This window comes from Nocardioides rubriscoriae (assembly GCF_008087085.1).
Taxonomy (GTDB): domain Bacteria; phylum Actinomycetota; class Actinomycetes; order Propionibacteriales; family Nocardioidaceae; genus Nocardioides; species Nocardioides rubriscoriae.
The window spans coordinates 403,238-421,746 of sequence record NZ_VIYJ01000002.1; the positions used below are offsets into that span (position 1 = coordinate 403,238).

19 protein-coding genes are annotated in these 18,509 nt (G+C 73.6%); 9 read left to right on the forward strand and 10 right to left on the reverse strand.

Annotated elements, in window-relative coordinates; translation table 11 throughout:
- The first annotated feature begins 2 nt into the window (after nucleotides 1-2).
- Nucleotides 3-413, forward strand: a complete 411-nt coding sequence (locus FZC61_RS05255; protein ID WP_148613075.1) for a DUF4259 domain-containing protein — start codon at nucleotides 3-5, stop codon at nucleotides 411-413.
- Here the strand turns inward: FZC61_RS05255 and FZC61_RS05260 are convergent.
- From FZC61_RS05260 to FZC61_RS05270, 3 genes are read right to left on the reverse strand one after another with little or no spacing between them, the layout of a single operon-like run.
- Nucleotides 410-1,567 carry a thiolase domain-containing protein gene (locus FZC61_RS05260; RefSeq protein WP_148613076.1) on the reverse strand — a complete coding sequence of 386 codons (1,158 nt, stop codon included), beginning with the start codon at nucleotides 1,565-1,567 and terminating at the stop codon, nucleotides 410-412. The two genes, FZC61_RS05255 and FZC61_RS05260, sit on opposite strands and share 4 nt — an antisense overlap.
- Entirely contained in the window at nucleotides 1,567-2,631 is a 1,065-nt protein-coding gene (locus FZC61_RS05265) for a thiolase domain-containing protein (RefSeq protein ID WP_148613077.1), read from the reverse strand. Before FZC61_RS05265 ends, FZC61_RS05260 begins: the two co-directional genes overlap by 1 nt.
- A gap of 10 nt (nucleotides 2,632-2,641) precedes the next feature.
- Nucleotides 2,642-3,607 carry a Zn-ribbon domain-containing OB-fold protein gene (locus tag FZC61_RS05270; RefSeq protein ID WP_148613078.1) on the reverse strand — a complete coding sequence of 322 codons (966 nt, stop codon included), beginning with the start codon at nucleotides 3,605-3,607 and terminating at the stop codon, nucleotides 2,642-2,644.
- Nucleotides 3,608-3,664: 57 nt separating this feature from the next.
- Between FZC61_RS05270 and FZC61_RS05275 the strand changes: the two genes are divergently transcribed.
- Nucleotides 3,665-4,708: an LLM class F420-dependent oxidoreductase gene (locus FZC61_RS05275; RefSeq protein WP_148613079.1), complete on the forward strand. Its 1,044-nt coding sequence runs from the start codon at nucleotides 3,665-3,667 to the stop codon at nucleotides 4,706-4,708.
- Here FZC61_RS05275 and yidC read toward each other — a convergent pair.
- Entirely contained in the window at nucleotides 4,705-5,505 is an 801-nt protein-coding gene (yidC, locus tag FZC61_RS05280; protein ID WP_148613080.1) for a membrane protein insertase YidC, read from the reverse strand. The two genes, FZC61_RS05275 and yidC, sit on opposite strands and share 4 nt — an antisense overlap.
- A 72-nt stretch (nucleotides 5,506-5,577) precedes the next feature.
- On the reverse strand, nucleotides 5,578-5,889 hold the full coding sequence (locus FZC61_RS05285) for a hypothetical protein (RefSeq protein WP_148613081.1): 312 nt from the start codon (nucleotides 5,887-5,889) through the stop codon (nucleotides 5,578-5,580).
- Nucleotides 5,890-5,966: 77 nt separating this feature from the next.
- On the opposite strand from FZC61_RS05285, the gene fadD8 reads away from it, so the two are divergent.
- A complete protein-coding gene (gene fadD8, locus FZC61_RS05290; protein ID WP_148613082.1) occupies nucleotides 5,967-7,571 on the forward strand; it encodes a fatty-acid--CoA ligase FadD8 in 1,605 nt (534 codons plus the stop codon).
- A 137-nt stretch (nucleotides 7,572-7,708) separates the two neighbouring features.
- Nucleotides 7,709-9,766 (forward strand): hypothetical protein, encoded by a 2,058-nt coding sequence (locus tag FZC61_RS05295; RefSeq protein ID WP_211357101.1) that lies wholly within the window; start codon nucleotides 7,709-7,711, stop codon nucleotides 9,764-9,766.
- 59 nt (nucleotides 9,767-9,825) lie between these two features.
- On the opposite strand, the gene FZC61_RS05300 is transcribed toward FZC61_RS05295, so the two are convergent.
- Together FZC61_RS05300 and FZC61_RS05305 are read right to left on the reverse strand one after the other, a co-directional pair.
- Nucleotides 9,826-10,227, reverse strand: a complete 402-nt coding sequence (locus FZC61_RS05300) for a lycopene cyclase domain-containing protein (RefSeq protein ID WP_148613083.1) — start codon at nucleotides 10,225-10,227, stop codon at nucleotides 9,826-9,828.
- Complete coding sequence (locus tag FZC61_RS05305; protein WP_148613084.1) at nucleotides 10,224-10,586, reverse strand: lycopene cyclase domain-containing protein; 363 nt, start codon at nucleotides 10,584-10,586, stop codon at nucleotides 10,224-10,226. Before FZC61_RS05305 ends, FZC61_RS05300 begins: the two co-directional genes overlap by 4 nt.
- 72 nt (nucleotides 10,587-10,658) lie before the next feature.
- Here FZC61_RS05305 and FZC61_RS05310 point away from each other — a divergent pair, with 72 nt between their 5' ends.
- The 4 genes from FZC61_RS05310 to FZC61_RS05325 are packed head-to-tail and all read left to right on the forward strand — an operon-like array spanning nucleotide 10,659 to nucleotide 14,774.
- Nucleotides 10,659-11,345 (forward strand): monooxygenase, encoded by a 687-nt coding sequence (locus tag FZC61_RS05310; protein ID WP_148613085.1) that lies wholly within the window; start codon nucleotides 10,659-10,661, stop codon nucleotides 11,343-11,345.
- The gene (locus tag FZC61_RS05315) at nucleotides 11,342-12,178 is read left to right on the forward strand and encodes a carotenoid biosynthesis protein (protein ID WP_211357102.1); all 837 of its coding nucleotides are present in this window, start codon (nucleotides 11,342-11,344) and stop codon (nucleotides 12,176-12,178) included. Before FZC61_RS05310 ends, FZC61_RS05315 begins: the two co-directional genes overlap by 4 nt.
- The gene (locus FZC61_RS05320) at nucleotides 12,175-13,293 is read left to right on the forward strand and encodes a glycosyltransferase family 2 protein (protein ID WP_148613086.1); all 1,119 of its coding nucleotides are present in this window, start codon (nucleotides 12,175-12,177) and stop codon (nucleotides 13,291-13,293) included. Before FZC61_RS05315 ends, FZC61_RS05320 begins: the two co-directional genes overlap by 4 nt.
- The gene (locus tag FZC61_RS05325) at nucleotides 13,290-14,774 is read left to right on the forward strand and encodes a phytoene desaturase family protein (protein ID WP_148613087.1); all 1,485 of its coding nucleotides are present in this window, start codon (nucleotides 13,290-13,292) and stop codon (nucleotides 14,772-14,774) included. Before FZC61_RS05320 ends, FZC61_RS05325 begins: the two co-directional genes overlap by 4 nt.
- Here FZC61_RS05325 and FZC61_RS05330 read toward each other — a convergent pair.
- Genes FZC61_RS05330 through FZC61_RS05340 form a run of 3 tightly spaced genes read right to left on the reverse strand, consistent with a single transcriptional unit; the run spans nucleotide 14,681 to nucleotide 17,968 of the window.
- Complete coding sequence (locus FZC61_RS05330; RefSeq protein ID WP_211357103.1) at nucleotides 14,681-15,448, reverse strand: CDP-alcohol phosphatidyltransferase family protein; 768 nt, start codon at nucleotides 15,446-15,448, stop codon at nucleotides 14,681-14,683. The genes FZC61_RS05325 and FZC61_RS05330 overlap by 94 nt on opposite strands.
- 1 nt (nucleotide 15,449) lies before the next feature.
- A complete protein-coding gene (gene crtI, locus FZC61_RS05335; protein ID WP_148613088.1) occupies nucleotides 15,450-17,051 on the reverse strand; it encodes a phytoene desaturase family protein in 1,602 nt (533 codons plus the stop codon).
- Nucleotides 17,048-17,968: a phytoene/squalene synthase family protein gene (locus tag FZC61_RS05340; protein WP_148613089.1), complete on the reverse strand. Its 921-nt coding sequence runs from the start codon at nucleotides 17,966-17,968 to the stop codon at nucleotides 17,048-17,050. Before FZC61_RS05340 ends, crtI begins: the two co-directional genes overlap by 4 nt.
- Before the next feature lie 106 nt (nucleotides 17,969-18,074).
- Between FZC61_RS05340 and arr the strand changes: the two genes are divergently transcribed.
- Complete coding sequence (gene arr, locus FZC61_RS05345) at nucleotides 18,075-18,509, forward strand: NAD(+)--rifampin ADP-ribosyltransferase (protein WP_148613090.1); 435 nt, start codon at nucleotides 18,075-18,077, stop codon at nucleotides 18,507-18,509.

Genomic DNA, 18,509 nt, shown 5'->3' on the forward strand with positions numbered 1-18,509 from the left:
ACATGGGCGCATGGGGAACCGGGATCTGGGACAACGACGACGCGGGTGACTGGGCCGGCGACCTGCGCGACAGCGACGACCCGACCGCGTTCGCGATGCAGGCGTTCGCCGCGATCTCGTTGGCGATGCGCGAGGACGCCTACGTCGACGCCGACGTGGCCGGTGCGGCCATCGCCGCGGCGGCCTGGCTCGCCTCGGGCGTGGGTGGGCCGCCCCTCGACGAGGTGCTCGACATGCCACCGGCCGGACCGGTGACCGCGACGCAGGCGACCGCGGCCCTCGCCGCGGTCTCCTTGGCCACCGGCACGTCGTCGGAGTGGCGCGAGCTGTGGGACGAGGCCGGCACGACCGACGAGGCCCGCGCGCCCGTCGACGAGGTCGTCCGGGCGCTGCGGGTGGTCACCGGCGCCTAGGGCTTGTCGGCCCCCACGACCCACATCGCGAAGAACTGCGACCCGCCGCCGTAGGCGTGGCCCAGGGCCTTGCGGGCGCCGTCGACCTGGTGCTCGCCGGCGAGCCCCCGCACCTGCAGGGCCGCCTCGCCGAAGCGCAGCATGCCGGAGGCGCCGATCGGGTTGGACGACAGCACGCCGCCCGAGGCGTTGACCGGGAGCCTGCCGTCGAGGGCGGTGGCGCCCGACTCGGTGAGCTTCCAGCCCTCGCCCTCGGCAGCGAAGCCCAGCGACTCCAGCCACATCGGCTCGAACCACGAGAACGGCACGTAGATCTCGGCCGCGTCGATCTCGTCGATCGGCGAGGTGATGCCGGCCTGCTTCCACAGCGCCGCGGCGGCGTCACGGGAGGCCTGCGGGTTGACCTGGTCGCGCTCGGCGGCCGAGGTGGCCTCCGAGCGCATGATCGTGCCGTGGATCCACGCGGGGTTGGGGGAGGCGTCGGCGACGTCCTCGCTGGCGATGACCAGGGCGCAGGCGCCGTCGGACGACGGGCAGGTCTCGTCGTAGCGGATCGGGTCCCACAGCATCTGCGAGGCCAGCACCGACTCGACGGTGGTGCCCTCGTTGTGCAGGTGGGCGTAGGGGTTCTTCAGCGCGTTGTTGCGGTCCTTGGCGGCCACGATGGCGCCGACGTGGGTCGGGGCGCCGGAGCGGCGGATGTAGGAGCGCACGTGAGGCGCGAAGTAGCCGCCGGCGCCGGCGTGCACCGGCATGTTGAACGGCACGGGCACCGAGAGCGCCCACATCGCGTTGGACTCCGACTGCTTCTCGTAGGCGACGGTCAGCACCTTGCGGTGGATGCCGGCCTGCACCAGGGACGCCGCCACGATCGCGGTCGAGCCACCGACCGAGCCGGCGGTGTGCACCCGCAGCAGCGGTTTGCCGGCCGCGCCGAGCGACTCGGCCAGGAACAGCTCGGGCATCATCACGCCCTCGAACAGGTCGGGGGCCTTGCCGACGACGATCGCGTCGATCTCGTCGAGGGTCATCCCCGCGTCCTCGAGGGCCCGGTCGATGGCCTCGCGGCACAGCCCCGCCATCGACACGTCGAGGCGCTTGGCGCGGTGGTGGGTCTGGCCGATGCCGATGACGGCGGCGGGCTTCTTGCCCATCAGATCGTCCCTTCGGGAGTGCTCGAGAGGGTGCAGACGAGGTTCTGCTGCAGGGCCGGGCCGGACGTCGCGTGGGCCAGGGCCTTCGACGTGTCGCCCGACCAGATCCGGCGGGCGGCCTCGCCCACGCGGATGCCGCCGGCGGAGAACATCGGGTTGGAGACCAGGGCCCCGCCCGAGGGGTTGACCACCACGTCGTCGGCCAGGCCGAGCTCGCGGCGCAGCACCAGCTCCTGGTGGCTGAACGGCGCGTGCAGCTCGGCCACCTCGACCCCGGTGAGGTCGAGCGCCGCGCCCGAGCGCTGGGCGCTGGGGGAGCGGGTCAGGTCGCGGGTGCCCATGCTGAGCGGGTCGACGTGGTGGCTGATCCCGGTCAACCAGGCGGGGTTGTCGCGCACCGCGCGGGCCTTGTCGCCGGCGGCCAGCACGATCGCGGCCGCACCGTCGGTGACCGGCGCGCAGTCGTGCTTGCGCAACGGGTCGGCGTACATCGGGCGGGCGAGGAGGTCGTCGACCGACGAGCCGCCCTTGCGGACGGCGTAGTCGTTGGACTCGGCGGCGGTCAGCGAGCGCTGCGCGACCTCGGCCATCGCGCGCTCGTCCCACAGCCCGGCGTCGATGCCGGCGCGGGCCTGCAGGCCGGCCAGCGACACGGTGTCGGGCCAGATCGGCGTCATCGTGTAGGGGTCGAGCTGCAGCGCGAGCGTGCGGCGCAGCACGCCGGCCGAGCTCTTGCCGAACGCGTAGACCAGAGCGGTGTCGACCTCGCCGGTCTGGATCTTGAGCCAGGCCTCGTACATCGCCCAGGCCAGGTCCATCTCGACGTGCGACTCGTTGACCGGCGGGATCACGCCGATGGCGTCGACGGCCTGCACGAACGAGAACGACCGCCCGGCGAGGTAGTCCGACGAGCCCGAGCACCAGAACCCCACGTCGTGGCGGGTCCAGCCCGTCTGCTCGTAGCACTCCTTGAACAGCGGGACCAGCAGCTCGACGCAGGTCGGCGACCCGTCGAAGTCCTTCATCTGTCGCTGGGCGAAGCCCACGACTGCAACGTCTCTCACAGCTCGCCCCTCACAGGTACTTCTTGTAGGTCTCGTAGTCCGCGTCGGGCTCGTCGATCGGCGCGAAGTGGCTGATGTTCTCGATGGTGGTGCCCCACTCGTCGCGGGGCTTCCAGACGGCCTTGACCCGCATCCCCATGTGCACGTCCTCGGCCGCGCAGTCGAGGATGAGGTGGAGGAAGGCGATGTCGGCGCCGTCGAGCAGGACGTAGGCCGACACGTAGGGCGGGGTGATCTTCTGGCCCAGGAACGGCACGTTGACGATGCAGAACGTCGTCACGGTGCCGGTCTCGGGCAGCTCGACCTCCTCGACCGTCGGGCTCCCGTCGGCGGGGCAGGCGCTGCGCGGCGGGATGTAGACCTTCTCGCAGGTGGGGCACCGCTGGCCGACGAGCTTGCCCTCGGCGAGGCTGCGGTAGAACAGCGACTCCTCGGGGCTCGCGGCGTAGACGTAGTCGAGCCCGACGGGGGTGATGACGCCGGTGACGGGGTCGTCCGACGGGGCCTCGAGGCTCGCTCCGCTCGCACCTCGACCGCCGTCGTGGACCGGCTCGAAGCCGGCGATGTCGGTGATCGCGCCGACCCGCTCGTCGGCCCAGCGGACCTGCACCCGCATGCCGGTCGACACGTCGGCCGGGGACGCCACGTCGAGCGCGTGCAGCAGCGGCACGTCGGCGCCGTCGAGGGTGACCAGGGCCCAGGCGAACGGCCGGTCGAAGGGCTGGCCCTTGACGGGCTCGGGCACCCAGACCCACGAGGTGACGGTCCCGGTGGAGGCGACCTGGACGAAGTCGGTCGTGGCCTGGTGGGTGACCGGGTCGAACTCCGGCGGCGGGACGACGACCCGACCGTCCGACGTACGGGCGCCGACGACGACCCCGTCGCGCAGGCCGGTCAGGAAGCGGCCGAGGACCGGTCCCGTCGAACGTGTGTAGTCGAACGCGACGGCGACCGGCGCGGACAGGGTGCGAGGCATGGCACGAAACTAGAACACGTTCTAGGCGCACGGCAACTGCCGTGCCACGATGTCGCCATGAAACTTGGACTGCAGCTGGGTTACTGGGGCGCGCAGCCGCCCTCGGGCGTCGAGGAGCTCGTCGCGGCCGCCGAGGAGTCGGGCTTCGACGCGATCTTCACCGCCGAGGCGTGGGGCTCCGACGCGTTCACGCCGCTCACGTGGTGGGGCCGCGGCACCTCGCGCGTGCGGCTCGGCACCTCGATCGTGCAGATGTCGGGTCGCGCCCCGACCTCGATCGCCATGCACGCCCTGACCCTCGACCACCTCACCGGCGGACGGGTCATCCTCGGCATGGGCGTCTCGGGCCCGCAGGTCGTCGAGGGGTGGTACGGGCAGCCCTTCCAGAAGCCGCTGGCCCGCACCCGCGAGGTCGTCGACATCATCCGCCAGGTGCTGGCCCGCGAGGCCCCGGTGACCAACGACGGGCCGCACTACTCGCTGCCCTACACCGGGCCCGGCGCCGTCGGCCTGGGCAAGCCGCTCAAGCCGATCGTGCACCCGTTGCGCTCCGACATCCCGATCTGGCTGGGCGCCGAGGGCCCCAAGAACGTCGCCCAGACCGCCGAGATCGCCGACGGCTGGATCCCGATCTTCTACACCCCCAAGTCGGCTGCGATGTACCAGCCGTGGCTCGACGAGGGCTTCGCGCGGCCGGGGGCCCGGCGTACGCGGGCCGACTTCGAGATCGCCGCGACCTGCCACCTGCAGATCTGCGACACCCCGGAGATCACGCAGCTGGTCGTCGACGCGCTCAAGCCGTCGGTCTCGCTCTACATGGGCGGCATGGGGGCGGCCGAGGCCAACTTCCACAACCAGGTCTTCGTGCGGATGGGCTTCGAGGACCTCGCCGCCCAGGTGCAGAAGCTCTACCTCGAGGGACGCAAGGACGAGGCGACCGCGCTGATCCCCGACGACCTGGTCCACGACCTCCACATCATCGGCTCGCCCGAGGAGGTCAAGGACAAGGTCGCCGCCTGGGAGGCCACCGGCGTCACGACGTTGCTGCTCTCCTTCCGCGACGCCGCCGAGCTGCGCCGGGTCGCCGAGCTGCTGGCCTAGGCGTCGGGCGCCCACCGCGCCGCGGCGGGGGAGCCCGGCGTCGGGAAGAAGCGCCACACGACGGCCGACTGGCTGAACGTCCACACCGCCCCGCAGGCCCAGTAGAACAGCAGTGCGACGGGCACGACGGTGCCGGCCAGGAGCATGCCCCCGGCCGACATGAACGGCACGATGCGCTGGGCGCTGGCCATCGCCTCGGGCAGGTCGGTCGCCGCGGAGTTGGGCTGCACCAGGAAGCGCTGGGTGGCGAAGGACAGCACGGCGGCGGTGCCGGCGAGGCCGAGGACGACGGCCAGGTGCGCCGCGCCGGCACCGGTGTAGCCGTGGCTGGTGAGGTGCACGCCGGCGATGGTCGCGCGGGCCAGTGACTCGACCTGCCCGGCGTCGAGGGCGCCGACGGCCTGGCCGTCGGCGACGTTGCGCAGCAGGTGGTAGAGCGCGATCCAGATCGGGATCTGCAGCAGCACCGGCAGGCAGCCGAGCCGCGAGACGCCGTGCTCGGCGGAGACCGCGCGGCGCTCCTCCATCATGGCGCGGATGCTCTCGGCGTCGGTCCTGCCCTTGTAGCGCTCGGCGAGCTCCTTGAGGTGGGGTCGGGCGCGCGACGACGCGTGCGCCATCTTCACCGTGTGGACCGTCAGTGGCAGCAGCAGCGTGCGCACCACCACGACGACGGCCGCGATCGACAGGCACCAGGTGGCGCCCGACGACGCGTCCGCGCCGAGGCTGGTCAGGCCGGTGTGGACGCCGGCCACGACGGCGGCGAGGGCGTGCTGGACGGGTTCGAGCAGGGACACGACAGGGGCTCCTGGGGTCGGGCGGGGCGGACGTCATCTGCCCACCGCTGACCCCTCGGGGCCGGGTGGGCGTCAGCGAGTCCCAGGAGCCCGGGGGCGCAGCGGGTGGTGCGTGGGGTCGGTGGCCCGGGTGGCGAGCACGATCGGCACCGGCCGGCGCGTCGAGAGCCGTGCCGACGCCGTGAGGACACCCAGCCGCCCGCCCTCGTGGGCGGTGCGCAGCAGGGCGGCCAGGGCCACGGCGAGCACGGCTCCGGTGAGGGTCGCGGTGCCGTCGAGCCCGGCGGCCAGGGTCGGCAGCAGGAAGGCGAGGCTGCCGGTCAGGACGGCCACGGCCGCGAGCAGGGCGTCGCGCGCACGCGTCGTACCCCCGGTCCCGGCCATGGCCAGAGCGTACGGGGTGGGCGCGCGGACACGGACCCTCCGTGACAGGAACTGGAACACGTTCTAGTCTCGCCCTCATGCCCGCTACCTCGGCCGACCACGACCTGCGCACCCCGACCCACAACGGCAACCTCATGGTCGCCGCGCTCAAGCGCCACCGCGACAAGCCGGTGATGTACCTCGGCGACACGACCCTCACCGGGGGCGAGGTCGCGCAGCGCATCAGCCAGTACGTGCAGGCCTTCGAGGCGCTCGGCGCCGGCGCCGGCACCGCCGGGGCGCTGCTGGCCCTCAACCGGCCCGAGGTGCTGTTCATCATCGGCGCCGGGCAGACCCAGGGCTACCGGCGCACGTCGCTGCACCCCCTCGGCAGCGCTGACGACCACGCCTACGTCATCAACGACGCCGGCATCACCACGCTGACCATCGACCCCTACTTCACCGAGCGCGCCCTCGCGCTGCTCGACAAGTGCCCCGGGCTGACCGACGTCTTCACCATCGGGCCCGTGCCGCCCGAGCTCGAGGGCCGTGCCACCGACCTCACCGCCAAGGCCGCCGAGTTCGAGCCGCAGCCCCTGACGGCCGCGACGCTGCCGCCCGACCACATCGTGTCGATCACCTACACCGGCGGCACGACCGGCAAGCCCAAGGGCGTCATCGGCACGTCGCAGGCGATGGCCACCATGACCCAGGTGATGCTCAGCGAGTGGGAGTGGCCCGAGGAGCCGCGCTTCTTGATGTGCACCCCGCTGTCGCACGCGGGCGCTGCGTTCTTCACCCCGACCGTCATCAAGGGCGGGTCGCTCTACGTGCTCGCGCGCTTCGACCCGGCCGAGGTGCTGCGCACCATCGAGGAGCAGAAGATCACCGCGACGATGCTCGTGCCGTCGATGCTCTACGCGCTGATGGACCACCCCGACTCGCACACGCGTGACCTGTCGAGCCTCGAGACCGTCTACTACGGCGCCTCGGCGATCAACCCGGTCCGCCTCAAGGAGGCGATCGAGCGCTTCGGCCCGATCTTCGCCCAGTACTACGGTCAGTCCGAGGCCCCGATGGCGATCACCTACCTCGCCAAGAAGGACCACGTGACGGGCGGCGACGCCCGCCTCGCCTCCTGCGGCCGTCCCTCGGCGTTCGTGCGTACGGCGCTGCTCGGCGAGGACGGGCAGCCCGTCCCGGTCGGCGAGCCGGGCGAGATCTGCGTGTCGGGATCACTGCTCTCGGGCGGCTACTGGAACCTGCCCGACGAGACGGCCGAGACCTACCGGGCCGACGGGTGGATGCACACCGGCGACGTGGCCCGCGAGGACGAGGACGGCTTCTGGTACATCGTCGACCGCACCAAGGACATGATCGTCACCGGTGGCTTCAACGTCTTCCCGCGCGAGGTCGAGGACGTCGTCGCCGAGCACCCTGCGGTCGCCCAGGTCGGCGTCATCGGAACCCCGCACGAGAAGTTCGGCGAGGCCGTCACCGCCATCGTCGTGCTGCGCGAGGGCCACGAGCTGACCGACGAGGTGGTCGCGGAGATCCAGGAGATGGTCAAGGAGCGCAAGGGATCGGTGCAGGTGCCCAAGCAGGTCATCGCCACCGAGGCGCTGCCGCTCACCGGTCTGGGCAAGCCCGACAAGAAGGCGTTGCGCGCGCAGTACTGGACGGGGGAGCGCTCGGTCGGCTGAGCGACCCACGGTCTGTCGCGTGTGGCAGTCTGTGCCTGCACCTTGACAACAGGTGACGGGCAGCAATCTCGGGAGGAACGCACATGCGACCACGACACGGTTCGTCACGCCCCGCAGGGGACTGGTCGCCGGGGGTGATGGGGCGCCGTCGAGGCCTGCTGGCCGACGCGCTCGTGCTGCTCACCGTCGTGCTCGGTGGCGTCGGTGTCGGCGCCGTCACCGGACCCGCCACCGCGGCGGCTGCGGCCGTGCCCGTCGCCGGCGTGGCGGCGCAGCCGACGCAGCCCACGCAGCCGGTGAGGAGGACCCCGCCGGCCCCGGACCTCGGGTCCCACGTCACGGTCTTCGACCCCAGCATGCCGACCGCGCAGATCCAGGCGAAGGCCGACGCCATCTGGGCGGCTCAGGTCGACGACGAGATGGGCAGCAACCGCTACGCCCTGTTGTTCGCGCCGGGGACCTACGGCACCGACGCACAACCCCTGCAGATCAAGGTCGGGTACTACACCGAGGTCGCCGGACTGGGCGCGTCCCCGGGCGACGTCACCATCAACGGCAAGGTCGAGGTCCGCAACCGCTGCTTCGACGACGACCCGGAGTTCACCGGTTGCTTCGCGCTCAACAACTTCTGGCGCGGCCTGTCCAACCTGACGATCAAGGTCAACGGCGCCGGCCAGGACGGCTGCAGCGCCTCGGCCAACTTCTGGGCCGTCTCCCAGGCGGTCTCGATGCGCCGGGTGGACGTCACCGGCGGCAACCTCTCGCTGATGGACTACTGCACCAGCCCCTCGTTCGCGAGCGGCGGCTTCATGGCGGACTCCCGGGCCGGCCTGGTCATCAACGGCTCCCAGCAGCAGTGGTACGCGCGGAACTCCGACGTGGGTGTCTGGACGAACGCCGTGTGGAACCAGGTGTTCTCCGGCATGTCCTTCGCCGACCCCGGGGCCGCACCCCAGGATGCCGACTACCCCGATCCTCCCTACACCGTGCTCGAGAAGACACCGCTCAGCCGGGAGAAGCCCTACCTCTTCGTCGACGCCCGGGGCGCCTGGCAGGTGCGGGTCCCCTCGGCGCGCACCAACACCAGCGGTGTCAGCTGGGCCAACGGGACGACGCCCGGCCGGACGATCGCGCTGCGCGACTTCTTCGTCGCACGACCGGGCGACTCGGTCCGCGAGATCAACACGCAGCTGGCCCGCGGCAAGAACCTCCTGCTGACCCCGGGTCTCTACGACACGGCCCGCAGTATCGAGGTCAAACGGGCCGGCACCGTCGTGCTCGGCATCGGGTTGCCGACGTTGACCGCGGTCGGCGGTGCCACCCCGATGACGATCGCCGACAAGCCGGGGATCGTCGTGGCCGGTGTGACCATCGACGCCGGTCGCGTCGAGTCGCCGGCGCTCCTGCGGGTCGGCAAGCGCAACCACGACAGGCGCGGGTCCCGCCACGCACCGGGCCGATCGAACGACCCGATCACGCTCTCCGACGTCTACTTCCGCGTCGGCGGACCCCACGTCGGCAAGGTCGACGTGGCGCTGGTGGTCAACAGCGACGACGTGCTGATCGACCACACCTGGGTGTGGCGCGCCGACCACGGCGTCGAGGGCTTCCCCACCGTCCCCACCGACGTCGCCGACAGCGACTTCGGTGACACTGCTCGGTGGGCGACCAACACGGGCCGCAACGGCCTGGTCGTCAACGGTGACGACGTCACCGCGACGGGGCTGTTCGTGGAGCACTTCCAGGAGTACAACACGATCTGGAACGGCGAGAACGGCCGCGTGCTGCTCTACCAGAACGAGCTCCCCTACGACCCGCCGACGCAGGCCGACTGGACGCAGCCCGACGGAACGCTCGGCTGGGCCGGCTACAAGGTCGCCGACGACGTCGAGGTCCACCACCTGTGGGGTGGAGGGGTCTACGTCTTCAACCGACTCGACCCCACCGTCGTCACCGAGAACGGCTTCGAGGTCCCCGACGCGCCAGGGGTGGTCCTCACCCACGTCATGACGAAGAACCTCAGCGGACCGGGCACCATCAACCACGTCGTCAACGGGGCCGGGGACGCGGTCGACGGGATCCTGCCGTGCGCCACCCCGCCCGACGACCCCGCCAACTGTGGTCCGGACAAGGCGCAGTTCGAGCCGCCGAGCTACGTCATCAGCTATCGGGACGGGGTCGCGGTCCTGCCGTGAGCTCCCGCACGGTGGTCTTGCGCGCACGCAACGGGTGAGGCGACCGGCGCGCGGCTCCTCTAACGTCGAGCCGTGCCTGATCTGCTCGTGGTGCCTGCCGGCCAGCGGCGCCTGCGCGTGGCGAGCCGCACGACCGCGGGGCGCGGTCCCCGCGGCGCGGAGCGCTGGACGCCGCGACGCCCCCACCACACCCACCACGCCATCGACCAGGTGACCAGGGCGAACCCGAAGAGGAAGTCCTCGACCGGTGCCGTGCCGATGCGCCAGCCGATGATCGCGTCGGGGTCGTACACGAAGACCCCGCGTGCGGTCAGCCACTGGTTGGTCACCAGCTGGAAGAACAGCACGATCGCGTACGCCGTCCAGAACGAGCGTCGGGTCAGCAGCCGCGTGCGCAGCACGACCAAGTCGAGCACGACGGTCGCGACGACGCCGAGCAGCACCGCCGTGGTGTGGGTCACGGGAGGTCCCGGTGGTGCTCCGGGGCCTCGACCTCGTCACCGACCGGCCACGACGGGCGGGTCGATCGCACGGCCTCGAGAGTCATGACCGAGGCCAGCGGCACCACGACGAAGAACAGCACCTCCTCGAGCGGCAGCCCCGCGGGCAGCACCAGCCCGAGCGTCTGGGAGGTGTCGAACCGCCAGTGCCCGGCTCGCGTCGCCGCGGCGTCCCACACCACGAACGGCACCCCGGCGCACAGCACGACCAGGCCGAGGCGACGCAGCCGGGCGTACACGCCCACGCGCAGCACCGACTCGAGCGGCAGCGTGGCGACGATGACGAAGACCAGCATGGCGACGTACGTCAGGTGCTGCATGGCGCGATTCAACCGCGCCCGCTCCCGTGGCGGTATCGCCCTTTGGCGTGCGGCCGCGACGGTGGTTGCGCCGTGAGCCCGGTCGTCGACCTGCGGCTGTGGCACGTCGACCGGGTCGCCCCCGCGTTGGCCAGGATGGCCTCGGGGCGTCGCCACCTCCACGGCCGGCCCGGTCTGCGCTTCGCCAAGCTGCTGGGCACCGGCCGGGGCCGCACCTTCACCGTCGGCGACGCCGACCCGCACCACTGGGCCCTGCTGACGGTCTGGGACGACACCGCCTCGGCCGACGGCGGCCCCGACCCGCGGCTGCTCGGCCCCTGGGACGACGCCGCCACCGAGAGCCTGCGCGTGCGGATGACGCCGCTCACCTCGCGCGGGCGGTGGTCGGGACAGGCCCCGTTCGACGCACCACCCGGCAGCACGCGGAGCCACACCGGACCCGTGGCGGCGATCACCCGCGCGCGGCTGCGCCCCACGCGCGCGGTGTCGTTCTGGCGGGCCGTGCCGCCGGTCGTCGCCGACGTGGCCCGGGCGCCGGGCCTGCGGCTCGCAATCGGCGTCGGCGAGGCGCCGGTGCTGCTCCAGGGCACCTTCACCCTGTGGGACTCCGACCGGGCCCTGACCGACTTCGCCTACCGCACCGCCGCGCACCGCGACGTGGTGGCCCGCACCGAGCCGGCCCGCTGGTACGCCGAGGACCTCTTCGCCCGGCTGGCCGTGCACGAGGTCACCGGCACCTACCGAGGAGGTCGGCCGTGAGCGCCACCCGGTCGGCCCCCACCGCTGCGCCGACACGGGTCGACGCCGGCCGGTCGTGGCCACGCGCCGTGGTCGTCGCCCTCGCCGCGGCGGCGGTGCTCGTGCAGATGGCGTTCCCCTTCACCGACGGCGGGACGCTCGCGATGACCGCGGCCAGCGTGCTGCTCCTGGCCGGCGCCGCGATCGGCCACGCCCTGGTGACCCACGGGGTCCGGGCTGCGGCCGCCCTGGTGCTCGTCGCCGGTGGCGGCGGCCTGCTCGTCGAGGTGGTCGGCGTGCGCACCGGGGTGCCCTTCGGGGCCTACTCCTACGCCGGGACGCTCGGGCCGCAAGTCGCCGGCGTACCCGTCCTGGTGCCGTTGGCGTGGGTGATGATGACCTGGCCGGCCCTGCACGTCGGCCGGCTGCTGGGTGGTGGCCACCGGGTCCGGACCGCGGTGGTCGGGGCGTGGGCGCTGGTCTCGTGGGACGTGTTCCTCGACCCGCAGATGGTCGACGACGGCCACTGGACCTGGGCCGACCCGCACCCGGCACTGCCGGGGGTCGAGGGCATCCCGCTCACCAACTTCGCCGGCTGGCTGCTCGTGTCGCTGCTCCTGTGCGCGGTGCTCGACCGGGTGGTCGGCCGTGCGCGACCGGTCCCGGTGGGCCTGGCCCGGCTGCCGCTGGCGGTCTACCTGTGGACCTACGCCAGCTCGGTGCTCGCGCACGCGGCGTTCTTCGGGCGCCCGTCGGTGGCGGTGGTCGGGTCCGTGGTCATGGGGGTGGTGGCGGTGCCGGTGGCCCTGCGGCGGGCCCTGCGACCCGCACCTCGGTCAGGCCGGCGTCCGTGAGGCACCTGGCCACCGCCGGGACCGCGCTCGCCGTGGCCTCGCTCGGGCTCACGGTCGACAACCTGCGGCGCGTCCGCACGCCCGACCCGGGGGCCGTCGCACGGCCCGAGCCGCTCGCCGTGCTGCTGCCCGTGCGCGACGAGGTCGACGTCGTCGAGCGCTGCGTACGCCGTCTGCTCGCCGCCGCCGCCCGCTGGCCCGGCCCGGTGCGGGTCGTCGTCCTCGACGACGGCTCCACCGACGGCACCGCCGAGGTCCTGCGCCGGCTGCCCGACGTGACCACCGTCGCCGGCCGGACGCCGCCGCCGGGCTGGCTGGGCAAGCCGTGGGCCTGCCACCAGCTGGCCGAGGCCGCCGGTGACGCCTCGGTGCTGGTCTTCGTCGACGCCGACGTCGCCGTCGAGCCCCACGCGCTGACCTCGACGGTCGCGCTCCTGCGCTCAGCCGGGCTCGACCTGCTGTGCCCCTACCCGCGCCAGGAGGTCGGCGGGCTCACCGAGCGACTCGTGCAGCCGCTGCTGCAGTGGTCGTGGATGAGCACCCTGCCGCTCGGGCTCGCCGAGACCTCCTCCCGCCCGTCGCTGGGTGCGGCCAACGGGCAGCTGCTCGCGGTCGACGCCGCGGCGTACCGCCGTGCCGGCGGCCACGCGGCCGTGCGCGGCGAGGTGCTCGAGGACCTCGCGCTGCTGCGCGCCGTCAAGGCCTCGGGCGGTCGCGGGGTCGTGGCCGAGGGCAGCGGCGTCGCCTCCTGCCGGATGTACGACGGCCCAACGGCCCTGCGCGCCGGCTACACCAAGTCGCTGTGGGCGGCGTTCGGGTCGCCGGCCGGCGCGATCGGGGTCGGTCTGCTGCTCGGAGTGACCCACGTCGTGCCGGCCGCCGCCGCGCTGCGCGGCTCGCGCACGGGCCTGCTGGGCTACGCCGCCTCGGTCGCGTCGCGGGCCCTGGTCGCCCGGCGTACGGGCGGGGTCGTCGGCGACGCCTGGACCCACCCGGCCTCGGTGCTGGCCCTGCTCGCGCTCACCGCCGACTCCTGGCGCCAGCGCCGGCGCGGCACCCTGCGCTGGAAGGGCCGACCCGTCGAGGTCTCCGGGGTGCGCGGGGTGGCCCGGTGAGCCGGGTCGTCGTCGTCGGTGCCGGGGTCGGGGGACTGGCCGCGACCGCGCGGCTGTGCGCCCTGGGCCACGAGGTGACCCTGGTCGAGCAGGCCGGGGAGGTCGGCGGCAAGCTCGGCACGCTGCGCCGCGACGGGTTCGTCTTCGACACCGGCCCGTCGCTGCTGACCCTGCCCGACGTGCTCGAGGAGCTGTACGCCGCCACCGGGGCGCCGCTGTCGCAGGCGCTGCCCCTGCAACGCCTCGAGACGGCCTGCCACTACCGCTTCGCCGACGGCACGCTGCTCGACCTGCCCGGCGACCCCGCCCGCATCCCCGACGCCCTCGACGCCGCCCTGGGCACCGGTCGCGGGGAGCAGTGGGCCGGGCTGATGGCCCGCGCCGGGCGCATCTGGGACATCACCCGCGAGCCGTTCCTCGAGTCGCCGCTCACCACCCGCCAGATGCTCCGGCTGTCCTACCGGCTCGGCGACGTCGCCACGGTCGCGCCCTGGCGCACCCTGCGGGGCCTGGCCGCCGACCACCTCCACGACCCGCGACTGCGGGCCCTGCTCGATCGCTACGCCACCTACACCGGGTCCGACCCGCGGCGCGCGCCCGCCGCGCTCGTGACCGTGCCGTACGCCGAGCAGACCTTCGGGTCCTGGTACGTCCCCGGCGGGCTCGGTCGCCTGGCGACCTCGCTGCTCGAGCGGGTCCGCGCCCAGGGCGCGCAGGTGCTGCTCGACACCGAGGTCGTCGAGGTCCTGGTCCATGACGGCCGGGCGGCGGGTGTGCGCCTGGCCGACGACTCGGTGCTCGAGGCCGACGTCGTGGTGGCCAACGCCGACGCGGCGAGCGTCTACGGCCGGTTGCTCCCGGGGCGCGTCGCGCGCCGATCGGCGCGCCGTATCCGTCGTACGACGCCGTCGCTGTCGGGGCTGGCCCTGCTCCTCGCGGTCGACGACCCGCCCGAGGTCGCCCACCACCAGGTGCTGTTCGCCGAGGACTACGACGCGGAGTTCGACGCCGTGTTCGGGCGCCACGGGCCGCCGCGCCCGGTGGAGCGCCCGACGGTCTACGTCAGCGCCCCCCGCGACCCCGCCGTGGTGCCCGAGGCCGGCACCGGCGCGTGGTTCGTGCTGGTCAACGCCCCGCGCCACGATCCCCGGCACGGCGTCGACTGGGACGAGCCCGGGCTGGCCGAGGACCAGGCCGACCGGGTGCTCGACCTGATGGCCGAGCGCGGGCTCGACGTGCGCAGCCGGGTGCGGCACCGCACCCTGGTCTCGCCCGCCGACCTCGAGCGCCGCACGCTGACCCCGGGCGGCTCGATCTACGGCACGTCGTCCAACGGTGCCCGCGCGGCGTTCCAGCGGCCGGCCAACCGCTCGCCGCTGCCCGGTCTCTACCTCGTGGGCGGCTCGTCGCACCCCGGCGGCGGGCTGCCGCTGGTGGTGCTGTCGGCGCGCATCGTCGCGGGGCTCGTCGGGCCCGCCTGAGCTCTCGGGGCGAGCAGCTGTCGGCGGACGGCCACGGTGAGGTGGACCAGCCCCACCACGGCCAGCGCGAGCCCCACGGCGACCGCGACCTTCGCCGGCACCGCCGCGTCCACCGCGGGCACCAGGCCGACCGACGCGGTGGCGGCGAGGGCGAGGACCGTGACGATGACCCGCGAGGGACGCTCCCACACCGTGATCGCGCCCGCGCCAGCCAGACCGGCGGCCTGGGCGGTGGCGCGCACCGACTCGAGCAGCAGCGTCAGCACGGCGAGCGCGGCGCCGAGCCAGAGCGGTGCCCCGAGCACCACCAGGGTCACGACCAGCACCACGTCGACCGCGCGGTCGGCCAGCGGGTCGAGCACCCGCCCCCACGCCGTGTCGGTCCCGGTCTGGGCCGCGACGGCGCCGTCGACCCCGTCGAGCACCGCGCTCACCGCCACGAGGAGCAGCGCGGCGAGGGGCCAGGCGTGCCCCAGACCGGCCAGCACCGGCACCGGGGCCACCACCGCCGCGGAGGCAGTGGTGACCGCGCCAGGCCGTACGCCGCGGCGCGCAAGCGGTCGCGCGCACGCGTGCGAGAGCCGCACCCACGCCGAGATCCAGACCGAGCCGCTCGGGTCGATCCCGCCGTGCAGGCGCGACCAGTGGGCCAGGGCCTCGGCCCGGCGGTCCACCTCAGGCCCGCGCCGGCACCGGTTCGACCGACGGTCCGACCGACCGGTCGCCGCGCAGCCGCTTGAGCACCAGCTCGGCGCTGATCAGGCACATCGGCAGCCCGATGCCCGGCACCGTGCCGTAGCCGGCGTAGTAGAGGCCGTCGACCTTGCGCGAGACGTTGCTCGCCCGGAAGAACGCGCTCTGCTTGAGCACGTGGGCCGGGCCGAGGGCCCCACCCGACCACGAGTTGAGGTCGGCCTCGAAGTCACCGGGCCCCACGGTGCGGCGTACGACGACCCGCTCGGCGAGGTCGGGCACGCCCGCCCAGTCGGCGACCATCGCCACAGCGCGGTCGGCGATCGCCTCGATCGTGGCGTCACCGGCCCCGTCGACGCCGCCGCGCCCCAGGGAGGGGTCGGGCGGCACCGGCACCAGCACGAACAGGTTGTCGTGGCCGGCCGGCGCGACCGACGCGTCGGTGGCCGAGGGCCGGCACACGTAGATCGACGCTGGGTCGGGCACCCGCGTCGGGGTGCCGAAGATGGCGTCGAAGTTGGTGTGCCAGTCGGCGGTGAAGAACAGCGAGTGGTGGGCCAGCTCGGGCAGCTCGCCGCGCACGCCGAGCTGGACCAGGACGGCGCCCGGCCCCGAGACCGCCTTGTCCCACCACGGCTCGGGGTAGGTCTGGAGGTCGGGGGGGAGCAGCCGGGTCTCGACGTGGTGGAGGTCGGCGGCCCCGACGACCACGTCGGCGGCCACGGTGTGCGTGGCGCCGGCGGCGTCGCGGTAGGTGACGCCGGTGACGCGCGCCCGGGGCCCGCGCAGCCGGCGACGACGGGTCGTGGTGTCGAGCGGCGCGGTCTGCACCGCGGTGACGGTGCAGCCGGTCGACAGCTCGGCGCCGGCGCCGCGGGCGAGTCCGGCCATCGCGTCGACGAGCACCCGGAAGCCGCCCATCGGGTAGCGGACCCCGTCGGCGAGGTCGAGGTGGCTCATCAGGTGGTACATCGCGGGGGCCCGGTCGGGCGACGAGCCGAGGAACACCGCGGGGTAGCCGAGCACCTGGCGCAGGCGCCGGTCGCGGAAGCGGCTGTCGACGAAGGACTCCAGGGAGCGCGACAGCAGCCCCGCCAGACGGGGGCCGTTGACCAGGACCTGCCGCCCGGCGTACGCCGCGACGGAGTCGAAGCTGGTGTAGAGGAACTGGCGCACCGCCAGGTCGTAGACCTCGCGGGCGGAGTCGAGGTAGGCGGCCAGGGCCGCACCGGCCCCCGGCTCGACGGACTCGAACAGCGCCTTGTTGCCGGCCTCGTCGAGGACCACGTCGAGCGGCTCGGGATAGCCCTCGCTCCACACCCGGTAGCCCGGGTCGAGCGTCACCAGGTCGAGCTGCTCGGCGGTCGTGGTGCCCATCATGGCGAAGAAGTGGTCGAACACCTCGGGCATCAGCCACCACGACGGCCCGGTGTCGAAGCGGAAGCCGTCGCGCTCCCACAGGCCGGCGCGACCGCCGAGCAGCTCACCCCGCTCGAGCAGGCGTACGTCGTGCCCGTCGCGGGCGAGCAGGGCGGCGGTGGCGAGCCCGGAGACTCCTCCACCGATGACGACGACGCGACTCATCGCGTGACCTCCTGGTGCGGTGGCTGGGGCTGGGGCTGGTGCGGCCGGCCGCGGCGAGCCACGGCGCCGCTGACGATCCGGGCCTTGACGACCCCCGGCACGCGCACCCGACGGCGGCGCAGCTCGGCCGCCGGGGTGGCCCGCAGCCGCACCGACAGCTCGGCGAACAGGTCGTGGGCGGCGCAGACCGCGACCCGGCTGCCGCGCGGCAGCAGCGGCACGACCGCCGCCGCGGCGGCGAGGTCGGCGTCGACGTCGTCGAGCAGCCGGTCCCGGTCGGCGTCGGTGAGCCGGTCGGGGTCGATGCCGGGGAAGTAGCGGCGCCCGAGCACGTCGGCGTCGTCGCCGAGGTCGCGCAGGAAGTTGACCTTCTGGAACGCCGCCCCGAGCCGGCGCGCGCCCGGTGCGCAGCGCTCGTAGCGGCGGTCACGGTCGGGGAGGTCCGCGACGAACGCGCGCAGGCACATCAGCCCGACGACCTCGGCCGACCCGTAGACGTAGCGCGCGAAGCTCTCGTCGTCGTGGACGCGGGTCTCGAGGTCGGCGCGCATCGAGTCGAAGAAGGGCCGCACGAGCGCCTCGTCGACCCCGCACGCACGCGCCGTACGGGCGAAGGCGTGCACCACCAGGTTGCTGCTGTGACCGACCGCGAGGGCGTCGAGCGTCTCCTGCTCGAGGGTGTCGAGCACGGCGGCCCGCGACGCCGGGGTCGCGCCGGGGCGGGGGGCGTCGACGATCTCGTCGGCGACGCGCACCAGGGCGTAGAGGTTGCGCACGTGGGTGCGCACCGGCTCGCTGAGCAGGCGCGACGCCGCCCCGAACGACGAGGAGTAGGCCCCGATGACCACGGCCGCGCTGGCGTCGGCGACGGCGTCGTACTGGGCGTGCGCACCCGGGCGGGCGCGGCGCGCGGACATCACCGTCCGTCTCGGTGTCACCAGGTCGACCACGCGGCGATTATCGACGGTGTGGCCTCCGGCCGGGTCACCCCCTCGGCGCTGCGGCGGAAACTACTGTCGCGCCATGAGCACACCACGTGAGCCGGTGCCGTTCGAGGTGCACGAGGAAGGGGTCTACCTGCACGGGACCAGGGCCGACCTGCGACCCGGTGACCTGCTGACGGCCGGGCGGGAGTCCAACTTCGAGGACGGCCGGGTGATGAACCACGTCTACTTCACCGCCACCCTCGACGCCGCGACCTGGGGCGCCGAGCTCGCGTCCGGCGACGGCCGCGAGCGCATCTACGTCGTCGAGCCGACCGGCGAGTTCGAGGACGACCCCAACGTCACGGACAAGAAGTTCCCCGGCAACCCGACCCGCTCCTACCGCACCCGGGAGCCGTTGCGGGTCGTCGGGGAGCTCACCGACTGGGTCGGCCACCCGCCCGAGAGACTCCAGGCGATGAAGGACGGGCTCGCCGAGCTGCGGCGGCAGGGCAGGGCCCAGATCCTCGACTAG

Excerpts from the sequence above, each read along its gene's own strand:
- FZC61_RS05255 (WP_148613075.1), top strand. The coding sequence starts at position 3 with ATGGGCGCATGGGGAACCGGGATCTGGGACAACGACGACGCGGGTGAC.
- FZC61_RS05260 (WP_148613076.1), bottom strand. The coding sequence starts at position 1,567 with ATGGGCAAGAAGCCCGCCGCCGTCATCGGCATCGGCCAGACCCACCAC.
- FZC61_RS05270 (WP_148613078.1), bottom strand. The coding sequence starts at position 3,607 with ATGCCTCGCACCCTGTCCGCGCCGGTCGCCGTCGCGTTCGACTACACA.
- FZC61_RS05275 (WP_148613079.1), top strand. The coding sequence starts at position 3,665 with ATGAAACTTGGACTGCAGCTGGGTTACTGGGGCGCGCAGCCGCCCTCG.
- FZC61_RS05285 (WP_148613081.1), bottom strand. The coding sequence starts at position 5,889 with ATGGCCGGGACCGGGGGTACGACGCGTGCGCGCGACGCCCTGCTCGCG.
- fadD8 (WP_148613082.1), top strand. The coding sequence starts at position 5,967 with ATGCCCGCTACCTCGGCCGACCACGACCTGCGCACCCCGACCCACAAC.
- FZC61_RS05295 (WP_211357101.1), top strand. The coding sequence starts at position 7,709 with ATGGGGCGCCGTCGAGGCCTGCTGGCCGACGCGCTCGTGCTGCTCACC.
- FZC61_RS05305 (WP_148613084.1), bottom strand. The coding sequence starts at position 10,586 with ATGCAGCACCTGACGTACGTCGCCATGCTGGTCTTCGTCATCGTCGCC.
- crtI (WP_148613088.1), bottom strand. The coding sequence starts at position 17,051 with ATGAGTCGCGTCGTCGTCATCGGTGGAGGAGTCTCCGGGCTCGCCACC.
- FZC61_RS05340 (WP_148613089.1), bottom strand. The coding sequence starts at position 17,968 with ATGTCCGCGCGCCGCGCCCGCCCGGGTGCGCACGCCCAGTACGACGCC.
- arr (WP_148613090.1), top strand. The coding sequence starts at position 18,075 with ATGAGCACACCACGTGAGCCGGTGCCGTTCGAGGTGCACGAGGAAGGG.